Here is a 16300-nt window from a genome sequence, read left to right as displayed (position 1 = left end):
CCGGTCGCTGCGTCGTTCACTCTCGGTTTGGTCCCCCGGCGGCTTCGGAGGGGTGCCAGGTCAACGTGATCTCGAAGTTGGCCTCCGCCGCGGTCTTCGCGACCAGCCAGTTCGCGGTTCCGTTCACCTTGACGCCGAACTTCACCTCCACCGCGGCGGGAGCCAGTTCGGACACGCGGTCCAGCACTGTCCGCGCCGCCTCCACCGCCGGCCCCACAGCCTCACGGACCCGGCCCACGGCTCCGTCCGCGCTCGCCTGCTGCCAGTCCTCCGGCGAGTCGACCTCGAACCGGACCACGGCGCCCTCGTCCAGCGCGTACGACACCACTTGTGACGGCATGCGTCCCCCATCCCCGTACCTGAGCCGAGCGTACTGAATCCAGCCCACCGAAACCCCCGATCGAACCAACTCAGAGAAAAAGGGAGTGGAGTTGGCCCGATCCGACGATTGCCGCGAGCCCGCGCGCGACAGAGTCGGGCTTCCGCCGTCCGATGTCCTTCCCGTTACCGGCACGCTGTTCCCCGGCCCGGCGTGAACGGGCGTACGCCGCACGCCGGGCCCCGAACGGCCCCCGCCGAGGGAAGAGCCTCCCCAACCTGTTCAGTCGGTGACGTCGACGCCGTAACCGCGCGCCAGCGTCGCCAGACCGTGGTCGTATCCCTGGCCGACGGCCCGGACCCGCCACTGCGCGCCGCGCCGGTAGATCTCGGCCAGGAGCAGGGTGCGTTCGGTGGTGGCGGCGTCCAGCGTGGCCTGGGCCAGGACCTTCTCGCCGGTGCCGGGAGAGACGGTGATCTCGACGGCGCCGACGTCGGCGAAGGTCGCCGTTCCGTCGATCGCGGCGGCGATGACGACCTTGCGGGCCGCGTCGGGCAGCGCCGCCAGATCGACGGTGACGGCCTGTTCGGTGGGGCCGTCGGTGGCCAGGCGGACCGTGCCGTCCGGGCTCTGCGGGGCTCCGTAGAAGACGAAGTCCTCGTCGCAGAGGACCTGTTCCTCGTCGTCGACGGTGAAGGCGACGACATCGACCTCGCCGGCGGTGTGGTGGCTCCAGCTCGCCCCCACGGTCCACGCGGAGTCGTCCTCCGGCAGATCGGCGACACCGCCGCGCGGCAGGACCCGTCCGGACGCGGGGTCCGGTGGTACGGCGCCGGGCACGGGCCGCTGCGGCGAGCGGGCGGGACCGTCGAGCCAGGAGGCGTCGTGAACGGGCAGGCGGCGGGCGGTGATCCGGGGCAGCCTGCGGTCCTCCTCGCCTCCGGGCAGCAGCACCACGTCCGTGACGCCCGCGGAGAGGTTGACCGCCGCCGCGCCGCCCAGTTCGACCACTCGGGAGCGCAGGGAGGAGGCGTGGTCGTGCGGCCCGCCCAGGACGAGGACGCGCCGCCGGGACAGCGGTCCCTCGGCGTCCGAGTGCGGGCGCGCGTCGGCCCGGCCGGGGGCGGGAACCGAGGGGGTGCGGTCCTCGTGCCGTACGCCCGGACGTACGGCCGCGAGCAGCGCGAGGAAGACGTCCTCGGTGATGCAGGGGGTGCCGACGGCCCGTGCGTCGGATGCCTTGGCGGTGCCGGAGTCCCGGTCGTCGGCGATCAGGACGCTGGTGTGCCGGCTGACCGTGCTCATGACGTTCAGCCCCTCGGCGACGGAGCGGGCGACCAGTTCCTCGCGCGAGAGCCGCATCTCGCCGGTGAAGGCGATCTTCATGCCCTGGACGAGAGGTGCGCCGGGGGCGAGACGTCCGGGGTTGCGGAAGGCACAGGGCGTCTTCGGGATGCGCGGCGGGAAGCCGGAGCCCTGCTTGGGCGGACAGGCCACCAGGGGCAGGTCGATGCCGAGTTCCTCCGCCGCGTCCAGGGAGCGGCGCAGCACCCCGGCCAGCACGCGGGCGTCGTCCAGCGCGTCGTGCGCCCGTTGCTGGGGCACGCCGTAGTGGGCGGCCAGGGAGGCCAGTTTCAGATCGCCGGTGGGAGGTGAGACCCGGCGGTTCAGCGTCAGGGTGCACAGGCGCTGGGAGACGGGGAGCCAGGAGCGGGCGCGGGCGAACTCGTGGGCCAGGAAGTCGTAGTCGAACTGCGCGTTGTGAGCGACCATCACGCGGTCTCTGAGCAGTTCGCCGACCCGGTCCGCGACCTGCTCGAAGGTGGGTGCGCCGCGCAGCCGCTGGGGCGTGAGCCCGTGGATGTGGACCGGTCCGGGGTCGACGCCGGGATCGAGGAGCGTGGAGTACTCGCCCGTCGGCTCGCCCGCCGCGTTCAGCGTCAGCACCGCGACCGACAGCACCCGGTGCTGATGCGGCCTCAGCCCGGTCGTCTCGACGTCGACGACGGCCCATTCGTCGTGCGCCGGGGATGAGGAGGAACGGCCGTCGAGGGCGGATACCACGTTCATGGCGGACAGCATTCACGGTGATCGTGCCGGGCTCAACCGGTTTGGGACATCCCGCATGTCCGGGAATCTCCTGACATCACATCACGCCTCTCACCGGCATCAGGAGCAGCACCGGTCACATCCGATCGGCCCGGTGGGAGGCGTGTCGAGGCACGGCGCAGGACCTGTCGGGCGCAGGCCCCTGTCGGGCACGGGCCGGGTCGCGGCGGTCCGGTCGAGTGGACCGGCGGGGGCGGGCGGGGGCAGTCGGGAGCGGGCGGGTTGGTCGGGGGCGAGGCAGCCGGGCCGCCTCCGCCATGCACGCGCAAGGCTCGGGGCCGCCCGCCGCTCGGGCCGGCTCCTCGGCAGGAGTCCCCGTACGCGCCGAGGGGCACCCGACAGGGGCCCTCGACGGGTCACTCCGTCGCCGTCGCGCCCTTCTCCTTCTCCTGCCGGTAGATCGCGTCCGGCCCCTGCGCGGCCCGCCACTCCTCGTAGCGGTTGACCAGCTCGGGGATCTCCGCCCACAGGAAGGCGTACAGATTGTGCATCTCGCGGATCCTGGCCCTGGGCGCGTCGCCGAGATCGGGGTCGGCGAGCCTTTCCTTGAGCAGTTCCAGCACGCTGGAGAGATACCGTTCGCCGTCGCGGTAGACGCCCACCCAGGCGTTGTCCGCCAGGACGAACAGGTCGCGGCGGGTCTCGGGCGAGACCGTTCGCTCGACCAGGCCGAGACGGATCAGCAGCCTGCCCATGGTGGACACCGTCGCCGAGCTGGCGCCGAGCCGGGTGACGAGGTCCTTGCTGGAGAGCCGGGGTTCGTCGGCGATGAGCAGGACGCCGAGCATCCTGCCCGCCATCCGGGGCACCTGGCCGGAGAAGAGTTCGGCCAGTGCGTCGGCGAACTCCAGTTCCCCCTGCGCCTTCCGATCATCTTGAGCCATGACGGGACCATACCAATGAGTGTCGTTCAATCAATACTGAATTACATTTTCTATTGACCAAACGATGCTCACTCTTCAATAATCACCGCACCGCATCGTCGGACACCAGGAGCGACCGTGGCTCAGCAGCACCATCAGGCGGAACTCGACACCCTGGCCGGGGAGTACTTCGCCGGAGAGATGGCGTACGACCCGTTCACCGCGACACTCGTCGGTGTCACCGGCCATGCCCATGAGGTCCCCGACCCGTCCCGCGAGGCGGCCGAGAAGCACCGGTCGGATCTGTCGGCCCTCGGCGCCCGGCTGGCCGCCGTGCCCGCGGAGGGGCTGGAGGGGGAGGACCGGATCACCCACCGTGTGCTGGCCCGGCTGATCGAGAGCGGGGCGAGCGAGATCGCGCACGGCCTCGACGACTTCGTCGTCTCGGCGAGCATCGCGGCACCGCAGAACCAGGTGTTCCAGTCCCTCGCCATGACTCCGGTCGACCAGGAGGGCCCCGCGGCCTTTCTGGAGCGGCTGTCCGCGCTCCCCCGGTTCTTCGACGCGTGGCTGGCGCGGAATCTCGACGCCGCCGGGGAGGGCCGCCGTCCGCTGCGCGGCGGCGTGGACGGCGCCGTCGCGCAGCTCGACGCCTATCTCGCCGCCGGTCCGGACGCCGATCCCCTGCTGCGCCCGCTGGAGGGTCTGCCGGAGGCGGACCGGGCACGCGAGATCGTACGGAACCTCGTCCGTCCGGCCCTGGTCCGGTTCCGTGACGGCGTCGCCGGGCTCGCGGCGGACGGCCGGCCGGACTCGGAGGCCGGGGTGTGCCATGTTCCGGGCGGGACCGAGGGGTACGCGGACGCGCTGGCCCGCCACACCCGGCCGGGCCTGGGCGCGGAGGAGATCCACGCGTACGGTCTGGAGTCGGTACGGGCGCTCCGCGAGGAGTTCGCCGAACTGGGCGGCCGGGTGCTGGGGGTCCGTACCGCCGACGAGACGCTGACCGCGCTCCGCGAGGACCCGGCGCTGCGGTTCTCGCGGTCGCAGGAGATCGTCGCCCTGGTCGAGGAGGCGCTGGAGCGGGCCCGCGAGGCGGTTCCGCGCTACTTCCACGCGTACGACATCGCCGACTGCGTGACGCGCGAGATCGACCCCCTGGAGGCCGAGACCGCACCGCTCGCCTACTACCAGCCGCCCGGACCGGGCGGGCTGCCCGGCACACACTGGATCAACACCATCCGTCCCGAGACCCGGTTCCGGTACGAGTACGAGGCGCTCGCCTTCCACGAGAGCATTCCCGGCCACCACCTCCAGATCGCCGTGGCGCAGACGCTGAGCGAACTCCCCGAGTTCCGGCGGAAGACGGTCAGCAACACGACCGCGCATCTGGAGGGATGGGGGCTGTACACCGAACGCCTCGCGGACGAGATGGGCCTGTACAGCTCGGACATCGCCCGCTTCGGGATGCTCTCCCTCGACGCCGTACGCGCCTGCCGACTGGTCGTCGACACGGGCATGCACCACCTCGGCTGGTCCCGTGAGAAGGCCATCGCCTATATGCGCGACAACACCGCCACCACCGAGACGAACATCCGCAACGAGATCGACCGCTACATCGCCTGGCCCGGCCAGGCCACCGCGTACATGATCGGCCGCCGGGAGATCCTCCGGCTGCGGGAACACTCCCGTGAACGGTTCGGGGACCGCTTCGACATCAGCGACTTCCACCACGAGGTCATCGGGCACGGCAGCCTGCCGCTCGCCGTCCTCGACGAGCTGATCAGCGACTGGGTCGCCGCCGCCGTCTGACCCGTCCGGTCGCGGAGCCCGCGCGACCGGGGCGGAACGCCGACCGCCTCCCGTTCGCCGGGGCCGCGCCCCGCTCTCACCACACGACACTGCACGGGTACGCCACCGGGCTTTTACGGCGGCGCACGGCGTGGTCCGGCCCGGAAGGCCGGGCCGCGTGCCCGGCTCCGGGGCCTGGCTCCGGAGCCCGACGGGCCCGGCCTCCCGGCCCCGACTTCCGGCGCCCCGGGGCAACCGGACCGCCCGCCGCCGGACCCCGCCTCCCGAACCCGGCCTCCCGGCGCCCCGGACTCCACCGCGGGACCTCGCCGCCGATTCCCGCGGGCGAATTCAGCCCACCGTTCCGCACCACCGCGGCACACGGGGACGTCCCAACCCGGCCGCTCCCCGCGAACCGGCCCCACCGAGCCGCCCCCCAGCCGCCCCACCCTCACCCACCCCGTGGAGGACCCATGTCCGACAGACTCGCGACATCTCCGGTCGCGTCAAGACGAACCGACCGACTGGTCATCGGACTGATCGGTCTGCTCACCGTCGTCATCGGCGCGCTGGAGAGCATGACCATCCCCGTACTGCCCGTTCTGGGGGCGGATCTCTCCCTCACCACCGCGGAAGCGGCGCTGATCCCCAGCACCCTGGTCATCACCGGCGCCCTGGCAACGCCGATCGTGGGCTCCCTCGCCGACCGTTACGGCGGCCGGGTCCTGCTGCTGGGGGTGTCCACGCTCGTCGTCGCCGGCGCCGTCACCTCCGCGCTGGCCGGCTCCTTCCCCCTCCTCGTCGCCGGACAGGCGCTCCAGGGCATCGGCGCGGCCTTCGTGCCGCTGGGCCTGGTCCTCGTGAGGGAACGTTTCCCCGAGGAGAAGCGCACCATCGCCGTCGGGTTCGTCGCCGGGATGTTCACCCTCGGCGGCGGCGCCGGTGTGGTGCTGGCCGGGCCGATCACCGAGAACCTGTCGTGGCGGTGGATGTTCGCGCTGCCCGCCCTGGTCATCGCCCTGGTCGCCCTCGCGTCCGCCTGGGCGCTCCCGAGGAACGCGCCCCGGGCCGCCGCCACCTCCGGAAAGATCGACTGGGCGGGCCTCGTCCTGCTCGCCGGCACCCTGTTCTCCCTGATGCTCGCCCTCACCGAACTGCCCACCGACGGCTGGTCCTCCCCGAAGGTGCTGGGGCTGCTGGCCGCCGCGCTCGTCCTCGGAACCGTGTGGGTGCTGGTCGAGCGCAGGGTGAGCGCCCCGCTGATCGACGTCGCGCTGCTGCGCCGCCCGGTCATGATCAGCACCACCTTGGTCGCCATCGTGCTCGGCATGGGGTACGCGGTCGCCTACATGGCGATCCCCCAACTGGTCGTCATGCCGAAGGAGACGGGCTTCGGGCTGGGCGGAACGGTCTCCGACGTCGGCCTGTATCTGTTCCCGGGCGCGGCGATCGCGGCCGTCGCCGGTCCGCTGGCCGGTATGGCCGGCCGCCGCGTCGGCCCTCGGGCCGTCCTGATCGCCGGTCTCGGCATCGCCGTGGCCGGGTCGCTCGTCGGAGCCTGGGCGCACGACTCCGCCTGGCAGCTGATTCTGCTCTTCCTGCTCCTCGGCTTCGGCGTGGGCGTCGGCCTCGCCGCGCTCTACAACGGGATCCTGGACTCCGTCCGCCCCGACGACACCGGGAAGGCGACCGGGCTGAACACCGTCGCCCGCTCGGTCGGCCTCTCCCTCGGCCTCCAGGTCTCCGCCGCGGTCCTCTCCCGCTCCGCGGAGGGATCACCGACCGGACTGCCCACCGATGCCGGCTACACCAACAGCTTCCTGGTGGCCGCCGCCATCGCCGCGGTCGCCATTGTCTTCACCTGGGCCGTGCCCGGCCGCCGTGCCGCCGGGCCCGCCGCCCCGGCCGCCTCCGACAGAGCCACCGGCGTCCCGGCCTGACCGCCCACGGCCCGGCCCCCGATCGTGCGGCCCGAACGGGCCTCGCACCGAACCAAGGAGACGTCCATGACCGTGGACACCTCAGCAATCGACCGTCCCGCAGCGGAACTCCTCGACGCCGTGGCCGCGCACCGGGACGGCGCACTCGACGCCCTCGAGAACGCGCTCCGCGCGGCCGGGGGCCCACTGCTCGAACGCCTCCCCGGCGGCGGCTGTCGCGTCACCTTCGTCCGTATCGGGCCCGCCGAGCACGTCGAGGTCGCCTCGCAGCTCACCATGGACGGGGACGGCCGCGCGCAGTCGATGGAGCGGATCGCCGGCACGGACGTCTGGCACCTGTCCGTCCAGGTCTCCGACGACCGGCTCTCGGTGACGTACACCTACGCGGTCGACAACGAGTACGCCCTGATGCCCGTCGGCGAGATCATCGCCATCATGCAGGCGGGCAAGGGCCCCGAACTCCTGAAAGAGTCCGAACGCGCCTCCCGCGCCGACCCGTTCAACCCCGACCGCCTGACCTCGCTGCTCAACTCCGCGGTCGACACGTCCGGTGAGGTCTCCTACGACTCCGTGCTGACCCTGCCGGGCGCGGACCCCGAGACGTGGTTCGGGCCGAGCCGCGCCCCCGGCACCCTCACCGATCACCGGATGCGCTCGGCGGCCTTCGGCGACGAGCGGACGGTGACCGTCTACACCCCGGCCGGATACGAGCCGGGCCGGGGCGGCTACCCCCTGGTACTGCTGCTGGACGGCGAGTACCACGTGGATCACTACCCGGCCGTTCTCGACAACCTGATCGAGGCCGGGGCCATCCCGCCGACCGTCGCCGCGTTCGTCCGCAACAAGGACGCGATGTCGCGCATGGCGGAGATGTGCTGCAACCCCGATCTCGTACGGCAGTACGGGGACGAGCTGCTGCCCTGGCTGCGTTCCCGGTACGGCGCGGGCGAGGACCCCGCGCGCACGGTCGTCGCGGGTGTCAGCTACGGCGGGCTCGGATGCGCCTGGCTGGCCTACTCGAGGCCGGACCTCTTCGGCTGCGCCCTGCCGCTGTCCGCCTCCTTCTGGTGGGGCATGGAGGAGATGTTCGGCGGCGCCGAGGGCCGGTACGCCATGGGCCGGGACGACGAACCGGCGTGGCTCACCCGGCAGATCGCCGCCGCGCCGCCGCGCCCGGTCCGGTTCTGGATCGGCATCGGAACGCTGGAGACGCAGTCGCTCCCCGGTGGCATCAGCATGCTGAGCACCAACCGGCATCTGCGCGACGTCCTGATCGCCAAGGGATACGACCTGGGGTACGACGAGTTCCCCGGCGGCCACGAACAGGCCGGCTGGCGGCGGGCGTTCGCGAAGGGGCTGCGTCACCTCCTCGGGAACTGACCGGCGACGGCACGGCGACGACACCGGCGGCGGCGGGCCGGACCGGAGCGCGGCGGTCCTCCGCCCCCGCCGCCGATCGGGGGCGGACCATCGACACCCGCCTCCGGCCTCGGGGGAAGAACCCCCGGCCCCGCCACCGGCCGAACCGCCGTCGGCGGTCGCCCTCGGCACCGCCGGCGATCCGTGAACGGGCCAGGCATGGCGCGTTGGACGCCATGTTCACCAGGGCCTCCGCAGGGCCTGCCGAAGGCGCGTCCCCGGTCCGACGGGGCCGTCTCCGGCAGGCCCTGAGCGCTGCCCTCGGGAGTCCGAGTCCGTCCGTATCGTCGGCAAGTGGCGGAAAAAATGGCAGAATTCCCCTTTCGCTCCCGCGAAGGATGAGGTCAGATGATCATGGAACGCATGAACATCCGGCTCCGTCCGGCGGCTCACGCCGCCGAAGAGCGGTGGAACAGGAACAAGGGGAGAGATCCGGTGACACGTGAAGACGCTCCGAGAACAGCGTCCGAGTGGGTCGCCGAGCCGACCGCCCGAGCCCGCCTGTCCCAGGACCGGATAGGGGCAGGACGGTGACCCGCGGGCGGACCACCGGGCGGCAGGGCGACGCGAGGGCTGCCGCCGAGACCGTCGCCGGCTGGGCGGTACTGGTCCTCGTCCCGGCCCTTCTCGCCTTCGAGGCATGGATCGTGATGCTCGCCATCGGGGCCGTCCACAGCGTGGCGGCCTCCGTTCCGGCGTTCGGCTACGGCATGAGCGTGCTGATCACTCTGGGGCTCGATCTGGCGGCCGTCACGCTCATATGGCTCTTCTGGCGCTTCCGCGGATAGCACCGGACAGCACCGGGCATCCCCGCGGCCGGACGCCCACACAGGGCGTCCGGCCGGGAACCGGGGCGTCCGGGCGTCGCGACCGGTGGGCGGGTGCGTCGCCTTCCTTCGAGGGGGGTCGCGTCGCACTTCAAGGCCCGCACTTCAAGGCCCGCACTTCAGGCCGCGCACATCAAGGCCGCGCTCAGGACCCCACCTCAAGGCCGCGCACTTCAGCCGCCTACTTCAGGGAAGAGCCGAGCACCTTCTCCAACCAAGGGGCCACGAATCGCATGCCCGCCTCGGTGAGGTGGACTCCGTCACCGACCGGGTACAGGCGCTTGCCGTCGGGGGTTTCGCTCAGGCAGCCACCGTTCGGGCAGAGGAACGCGTCGAGGTCGACGAGTTCCGCCTTGCCGGCGGAGGACTTCACGAAGTCGTCCACCACATCGTTGAAGCACTGGCCCCATTCGGTGGTGATGGCTCCGTTGAACTGGCGCTCGTTCATGAGCAGCACCTTGGCCTCGGGCGCCTCCTTGTCGACGACCGCCACCGCGGAGGCGAGTTGCTTGAGGTAGCGGGTGCGGTAGGCGGGGTCGCACGCGTCCAGCCACTTGCCGTCGATGCGCTGCTCCACCGCGTCCCAGCCGACGTGGATCAGCACCGCGTCCGGTTCGGCGTTCTCCAGCTGGTCCTTCCAGAACTCGGGCCAGGCGCGGCACTCGTCCCAGTTCTTCAGCTCCTTGTCCTCCCGGTCGCGCACGGCGTCGGGCGACATGACTCCGCAGCCGCGCAAGCCGCCGTCGATCACGGCGTAGCCCTTCCCGTGCCGGCTGATCGCCGTGGCGAAGTCCTCGGCCATCGAGTCGCCGAGCGTGAGGACCAGGTGCTCTCCGTCCTTGCGCATGCTGTCCGCGATGTACGTCGGCAGGTAGTACGCGCCGAATCCCACGACGAGGGCGGCGGCGGTGAACGCCGGAACGGCGCGGGACGGACGCCAGTCCTTGATCCGGACCTGCTCGATCGAGTAGTGCATGATCATCGACAGCAGCCAGGTGAGGCCGGTTCCGAGAATGAACAGGTTGTACGGCTCAAGGTCCGGCCAGGCCATCAACAGGAGCCAGTACACGGGGAGGTGGAGCAGGTACAGGGTGTACGAGATCTGGCCGATCTCCATCAGCGGCTTGAAGGAGAGAAGCCTGGCCAGGGGGCCGCGGTCCGTGCACAAGGTGGCCGCGAGGACGGCGACCAGCAGGGCCACGACGGCGAGGCCGCCCTCGTAGAGCCACGGTTCGTGGTAACTGCCGACCTTGACGCTGACGTAGAGGATGCCGACCAGCGAGAGGATGGAGACGACGGAGGCGAGAGTGGTTCCGGCGTTGCCCCGAGTGCCCTTCCCCGAACTCCGGCTCGCCCGTTCCTGGACGAGGTGGACGACGAACGCCGCGGTCGCGCCCGCCATGAACGCCACGGCGCGGGTGTGGGTCGCGAGGTAGAGCAGGTCGCTGTTCTCACCGTTCCACAGCAGCGGAGCCACCAGGGCGGACGCGCCGAAGAGAAGAACGGTGAGCACAGCGACGGGCAGGACACGCCTGCGGCAGATCGCGAACGCCGCCATCAGGACCAGCGGCCACACCACGTAGAACTGTTCGGTGATGCTCAGTGACCACATGGCGGCCAGTGGCCGGATGCTGCCGAAGTGTTCCCAGTACGCGTCTCCGCGGGCGATCTGCGCCCAGTTGGCGATCTGGAGCAGAGAGCCGAGCGCCTGCTCGGAGACGGCACGGGCTTCCTTGAGCGGGCTGACGAAGTAGGCGATGGCCACGACCGCCCCGAGCGTGATCGTCAGGCCGGGCATCAGCCGCTTGAAACGGCGGCGGTAGAAGCGTCCGACGCGGATCCGCCCGTGGCGCTGGACCTCTCTGATGAGGAGAAGGGTGGTGAGGAAGCCGGACAGTACGAAGAAGGCGTCCACGCCGAACAGGCCGTTGGTGAACCAGTTGGTGTGGTACAGCAGTACGGAGAGGATCGCGACGCCGCGCAGGCCGTCGACGGCCGCGAAGCGGGACCGCATGGGCGCGGGATCCGGCTCGGGCGCGGGATCCGGCTCGGGCGCGGACGGCGCTTCGGGTGCGAGGGCGGCCACGGGCGCGGGGACGGGTGCCGCTTCGGGTGCGCGCCGCGGTTCCGGGTCGTCGCGCCGCGGTTCCGGCTCGGCGACGAGGTAGGGCTCCCCCGGAACGTACGGCTGCGGCTGGTACACCTCCGGCTGCGCGACGTACTGCTGAGCCGCAGGGCCGTACCCCTGCGGGTCATCGCCGTACCGCTGCTCCGGAACGCCCGGAACGCCCGGAGCGCCCGGAACATACGGATACGGCTCGTGCGTCGGCGGCTGATACTGCTGCGGCTGCGGCTGGTACGCCTCCGGCTGCGCGACGTACTGCTGAGCCGCTGGACCGTACCCCTGCGGGTCATCGCCGTACCGCTGCTCCGGAACGCCCGGAACGTACCGCTGCGGGTCGGGTTCGGCGGGGTAGGGCTCTCCCTGGGTGTACGGCTGTGGGGCGGGCTCCGCCGGTCCGCCGTACTGATGCTCGTAGTCGTACGGCCCCGAGGGGTCAGCGGGCGGCTGACGGTGCATGGCGTACTCCTGACGGCCGGGCAGCGTGCGGAGGGCAGGTCGTGGGTGCGGCGGAGACGCGTACGCTCTCGTCGTCGACGGTCGCGCCGCAGCCGACGCGCACGCCGGGAGGCAGCTCGTTGCCGGAGCCCACGCGGGCGCCGTCGCCGACGACCACGGCGTCCAGAACGGTCCCCGCGCCGATCTCGGCGTCGCGGCCGATCACCGAGTGGCGGACGGAGACGCCTTCGGCGATGCGCGCGCCGGGCAGGACGACCGTGCCCTCGACGACCGCCCCCGAGGAGATCCGCGCGCCCTCGCCGACGACGGTGCCGCCGCGCAGGACGGCCGCCGGGTCGACCAGGGCGCCGGGCAGCACGAGGGCTTCACCGGTCGGGCCGGGCAGCGCGGGGGAGCCGATCCGGCCCCGTACGAGGTCGGCGGAGCCCTTGACGAACGCGGCCGGGGTGCCGAGATCGAGCCAGTACGAATCGTCCACGACCCCCCTGACCAGGGCGTCGTCCGCGAGCAGTCCGGGGAAGGTCTCACGCTCCACGGAGACGACGCGACCGGCCGGAATCCGGTCGATGACCGAGCGGGTGAAGACATAACAGCCCGCGTTGATCTGGTCGGTGACGATCTGCTCCGGCCTCTCCGGCTTCTCCAGGAAGGCCGTCACACGGCCATCGGGGTCGGTCGGCACGAGACCGAACGCGCGCGGGTCCTGGGCGCGTGTCAGATGCAGGGTGACTTCGGCCCCGGAGGCGAGGTGGCCGTCGCGCAGGGCCGCGATGTCCACACCGGAGAGGATGTCGCCGTTGAAGACCAGCACCGGCTCGTCCGGGTCACAGGTCAGGTGCGCGGCGGCGTTGCGGATCGCTCCCCCGGTGCCCAGCGGCTCCTTCTCGGTGACGTACACCAGTTCAAGCCCGAAGTCCTCGTCGCCGAACGCCTTCTCGAAGAGTTCCGCCAGATAGGAGGTGGCGAAGACGATCCGGGTGACGCCGGCCTCGGCGGCGCGGGCCAGCTGATGCGCGAGGAACGGCACGCCGGCCACCGGCAACAGCGGCTTGGGTGTGTGACTGGTCAGTGGACGGAGCCGGGTGCCCTGGCCACCGACGAGGAGGATTGCTTCAGACATTGGGGTACGCCTTGGGTCGCGGTAGGGGTTGTCCAGCGGGGAAGGAGAGGAAAGAGGAGGAAAACTGGGTCACTGAGTGGCGGCGCTTCCGGGGCCCGCGTAGTCCGAGGTGAAGCAGTCCTTGATGGCCTTCTCCGTCGTCGGGCGGCCGGCGAAGTCGAGACGGGAGGCCGTCTTGTCGTCCGGGGGCGTGTTGGGGTCGTCCTCGAAGTAGATCGACCACCAGTAGACGCCGGACATACGCCGCTCTTCGACGACACGGCAGACGGCGGTGTACCAGTTGGCCTGCACCTTCGGGTTGAGCGCCCGCTTGTTGTAGAAGTCACCGGGTGCGTGGTACGCGCCGTTCATGGCGCCGATCCCGGCCTCGGCGAGGACGATCTTGGGGAGGGGGCCGGAGGACTTCTTGTCCAGCCAGGTGTTCCAGCCGTCGACGAGTGTGTCGATCGAGGCCGTGTCGGGCACCTTGACCGGGAAGTACGCGTCCACACCGAGGTGTTTCACCGGTACGTCGATCCGCCCCGCGACGTAGCTGTCCCAGTTGGCGTCGTAGGCGACCTCGCCGCCGTACAGCCTCTCGGCGGCGGTCACCAGAGCACTCCAGTTGGCGTCGCCTTCCAGGGAGTTGAGCTCGGTGCCGATCGCGAAGGTGGCCGCCTTCTGCCGTTCGGCCATCTTGAGGTACGGCGTGAGGAACTTCCGGTACGAGGTGAACCAGGCGGCCCTGCTCGCCGGCTCGATGTTGCCCCGCCATCCCGCGGGGGGATTGAGCGACTTCTCGTCCAGGATGGGACGGACCGTCGTGCGCAGCCCGGCCTCGCGGAACACCGACAGCACCCGCTCCATGCGTTGCGGGGACGGCGTCTTCGGGCCGCTCTTGAGCTGCGTGGAGGTCCGTCCACCGGTGTAGAAGGGGAAGGAGACGGAGACCGAGTTGGCGCCGAGGCGGATGAGGTAGTCCGCGTGCTTGCGTGCCTGGTTCCCGATGAACTCGTCGGAGTGCTTCGGGTCCTCCTCCCAGTAGATCTGTACGCCCCACTGGGGCTTGCCCGGCTTCCACTTGTCGGCCACCTGGCCGACCGGCTCCGTCGCGGCCCCCTCCTTCGCCGGAGCGTCCGGGGTACCGGCCGGTGTATCGGCCTGGGAGGGCTTCTCGGCGCCGTCGCGGACGATGTCCGGGAGGACGGAGCCGGATTCCCAGCGCACCGGGTGGTCGCCGAGGAACAACGGCGTCCCGACGACGACGAGGAGGATGAGCAGGGGAAAGACTGCGAGGAGTGGCAGCCGGGAGCGGGAACGTGAGCGCTTCATCAGGGGTGCTTTCGTGGTGAGTCGTTCGAGCAGCCGTACGGAACCGTCCCGTCAGGCGGGCTTGGCGATCACGACGAACTTGTTCTCCTCACGGCGGACGAACTTCAGGAACCCCTTGAAACCTCCGAGGCCCTCCAGGACGGAGAAGACGGGGATGAGCCCGACCACGACGATCGGCTCCCACCACTTGCGCCGTCCGTTGGCCGAGGCGATGGCGTTGAGCCGCAGCCCTTCCCAGTACGTCCAGATCACATAGGCGAAGTTGAGGGACCAGAGCACGACGATGGACTGGGTGACGGGTGAGGTGTTGAGGTCGCCCGTCACGAGGCCGATGAAGAGGACGGCGCCGATGTGCTGCAACGGGCCGAGGATCCAGGTCGCCACGCAGACCGAGAGGAACCACCGGTAGCGGAGCGGGATGGTCCGGTTGAAGCAGAGCGCGACGAGCCCCCATGCCCAGCGGTCCCGCTGTTTGACGAAGTCCCTGGTCGTGGCCGGCGAGGCGCCGTAGCAGCGTCCGTTGAACCAGTCGCTGCGGCCGGGGTAGCGGCGGCAGAACGTGAGGGCGAGCTGTGCGTCCTCGACGATGGCCTTCGGGCCGAAGTCCCACCCAATGGTCGCTTCTATCGAGGCACGCAGGACGAGCAGTTCTCCGTGCACGCCGGCGGCCGGCGTGCCGAGGCCGGTGAGGGCCCGGAAGCGCGCGATGTCGTCCGCAGGCCGTACCGCGTCGGCGAGCCAGGTGAAGAGGTTGACGGCGTTCTCGCGGGGGTACGTCAGGATGCCCTGGGCCATGTGCTTGGCGTCGTCCGGGTGGGCCCTGCGCTGGCGGTTGATGAACTGCGCGAGCGCGGCGGCGGTGTCGGGCCCCACTCCGGTGTCGTCGTCCATGTGGAGGACCCACACGTCGTCCAGGGCTTCGCCCTCTTCGATACGCAGCTCGTGGGCGTAGTTGTTGGCGCGGGCCTTGAAGCGGGTGCCGTTGGGGGTCTGGTACGCCTTCGGTACGGTCACCACCCGGATCAGCGGGTTCTGGGCGGCGAGCCGGTCGATCGACTCGGCCGCCTCGCAGCCCTCCTCCGTGAGGACGTCCACGCGCATGTACGGGAAGTACTCGGGCATGTGATCCACATACGAGATGACGGAACGTTCCAGCGCGGGGTAGGTGTCGTGCCGTCCGATCGTCGGGACGAGGACGATGAGGAAGTCCTGCTCGGCCGGAGCGGGCGGCACCGCGTTGTCGCTGCGCCGCACACGCCGGCGGATCAGCAGGGCGCCCTGGATGCCCACGAGCACACCGACCACGGGAAGGGACCAGACGACGGTCAGGACCCAGCTCATCGGGGAGTCGCTCGGCTTGTAGGCCCATAGCCCGAACGCCAGGAGCAGAACGAACGGCAGCAGAAACGGCAGGAGGCCCGGCTTCCACTCCGCGGTGCGCTGCGCGAGTTTCGCGCTGTGACGCGAGTGGACGCGACTCCTGTCGGCGACTCTAGGTGCCATTGCGGCTCAGCTCCGTGTCGATAACGACACCGGTCGGCCCGGAGACCGGCGCGACAGAGCATTCACTCCCGCTCCCCCACACCGGAACCCCACCTTCCGGCGTCTTCCCAAAAAGTGCGTATCCGCCCAGGCGTCCCCACGCCCTACTCGTGCGTCATACACAGGCGACTACTTTCGACCACCGCCGCCGCAAAAGTAAACACGAAAGTAAAGCCGTGCTCAAAAAGTGACCAAGAGTACAGCAGGTGCGAGAGTCGTCGATCAAGAACCATCAGAGATGATCATGCTCATTGAGCGCGGCGGAGCGTCCTCACGCCGGAACCCGTGCCCGCCCGGGTATCCCGGCCGCGGCACCCGAGCGCTCCCGCGAATGATGCCGCGCGTGGCGTGGAAGGAGGCGTTCACGACGACGCCGTGCCTGCGGAAACGCCGATGGCCGGGGCGGGTCCGAAGACCCGCCCCGGCCATCGCGCGGCCGTGCGTGGACACCCGCCGCCGTGGCGGGTGAACGCCTGCT

The 16300-nt window shown here is 70.8% G+C and carries 10 protein-coding genes and 1 pseudogene; 4 read left to right on the top strand and 7 right to left on the bottom strand.

Features of this window, described 5'->3' with window-relative positions; genetic code table 11:
• Positions 1-16: 16 nt before the first annotated feature.
• The 3 genes from ACWEFL_RS03415 to ACWEFL_RS03405 all read right to left on the bottom strand — a co-directional run bounded on the left by ACWEFL_RS03415 (position 17) and on the right by ACWEFL_RS03405 (position 3312).
• Positions 17-340, bottom strand: coding sequence for a CU044_2847 family protein (locus tag ACWEFL_RS03415; RefSeq protein ID WP_451706728.1), 324 nt, complete (start codon positions 338-340; stop codon positions 17-19).
• Positions 341-601: 261 nt separating this feature from the next.
• Positions 602-2389: a DEDDh family exonuclease gene (locus ACWEFL_RS03410; protein ID WP_451706725.1), complete on the bottom strand. Its 1788-nt coding sequence runs from the start codon at positions 2387-2389 to the stop codon at positions 602-604.
• A gap of 395 nt (positions 2390-2784) precedes the next feature.
• The gene (locus ACWEFL_RS03405) at positions 2785-3312 is read right to left on the bottom strand and encodes a GbsR/MarR family transcriptional regulator (RefSeq protein WP_451706722.1); all 528 of its coding nucleotides are present in this window, start codon (positions 3310-3312) and stop codon (positions 2785-2787) included.
• Positions 3313-3429: 117 nt separating this feature from the next.
• Here ACWEFL_RS03405 and ACWEFL_RS03400 point away from each other — a divergent pair, with 117 nt between their 5' ends.
• From ACWEFL_RS03400 to ACWEFL_RS03385, 4 genes are all read left to right on the top strand, one after another.
• On the top strand, positions 3430-5103 hold the full coding sequence (locus ACWEFL_RS03400; protein ID WP_451706719.1) for a DUF885 domain-containing protein: 1674 nt from the start codon (positions 3430-3432) through the stop codon (positions 5101-5103).
• Between the two features lie 452 nt (positions 5104-5555).
• The gene (locus ACWEFL_RS03395) at positions 5556-7022 is read left to right on the top strand and encodes an MFS transporter (RefSeq protein ID WP_451706717.1); all 1467 of its coding nucleotides are present in this window, start codon (positions 5556-5558) and stop codon (positions 7020-7022) included.
• Between the two features lie 66 nt (positions 7023-7088).
• Positions 7089-8402: an alpha/beta hydrolase-fold protein gene (locus ACWEFL_RS03390; protein WP_451706715.1), complete on the top strand. Its 1314-nt coding sequence runs from the start codon at positions 7089-7091 to the stop codon at positions 8400-8402.
• Positions 8403-8971: 569 nt separating this feature from the next.
• Positions 8972-9229: a hypothetical protein gene (locus ACWEFL_RS03385; RefSeq protein ID WP_451706713.1), complete on the top strand. Its 258-nt coding sequence runs from the start codon at positions 8972-8974 to the stop codon at positions 9227-9229.
• A 220-nt stretch (positions 9230-9449) separates the two neighbouring features.
• On the opposite strand, the gene ACWEFL_RS03380 is transcribed toward ACWEFL_RS03385, so the two are convergent.
• The 4 genes and pseudogenes from ACWEFL_RS03380 to ACWEFL_RS03365 all read right to left on the bottom strand — a co-directional run bounded on the left by ACWEFL_RS03380 (position 9450) and on the right by ACWEFL_RS03365 (position 15783).
• The gene (locus ACWEFL_RS03380; protein ID WP_451706710.1) at positions 9450-11849 is read right to left on the bottom strand and encodes a DUF459 domain-containing protein; all 2400 of its coding nucleotides are present in this window, start codon (positions 11847-11849) and stop codon (positions 9450-9452) included.
• A gap of 49 nt (positions 11850-11898) precedes the next feature.
• A pseudogene (locus ACWEFL_RS03375) lies at positions 11899-12969 on the bottom strand (sugar phosphate nucleotidyltransferase); the annotation flags it as partial.
• 69 nt (positions 12970-13038) lie between these two features.
• Positions 13039-14280, bottom strand: coding sequence for a glycoside hydrolase family 113 (locus ACWEFL_RS03370; RefSeq protein WP_451706708.1), 1242 nt, complete (start codon positions 14278-14280; stop codon positions 13039-13041).
• Positions 14281-14331: 51 nt separating this feature from the next.
• Positions 14332-15783, bottom strand: coding sequence for a glycosyltransferase family 2 protein (locus tag ACWEFL_RS03365; RefSeq protein ID WP_451706705.1), 1452 nt, complete (start codon positions 15781-15783; stop codon positions 14332-14334).
• Positions 15784-16300 lie beyond the last annotated feature (517 nt).

It is taken from the genome of Streptomyces sp. NPDC004838, from assembly GCF_053600955.1.
This window is presented reverse-complemented; position numbering and strand designations above follow the sequence as displayed.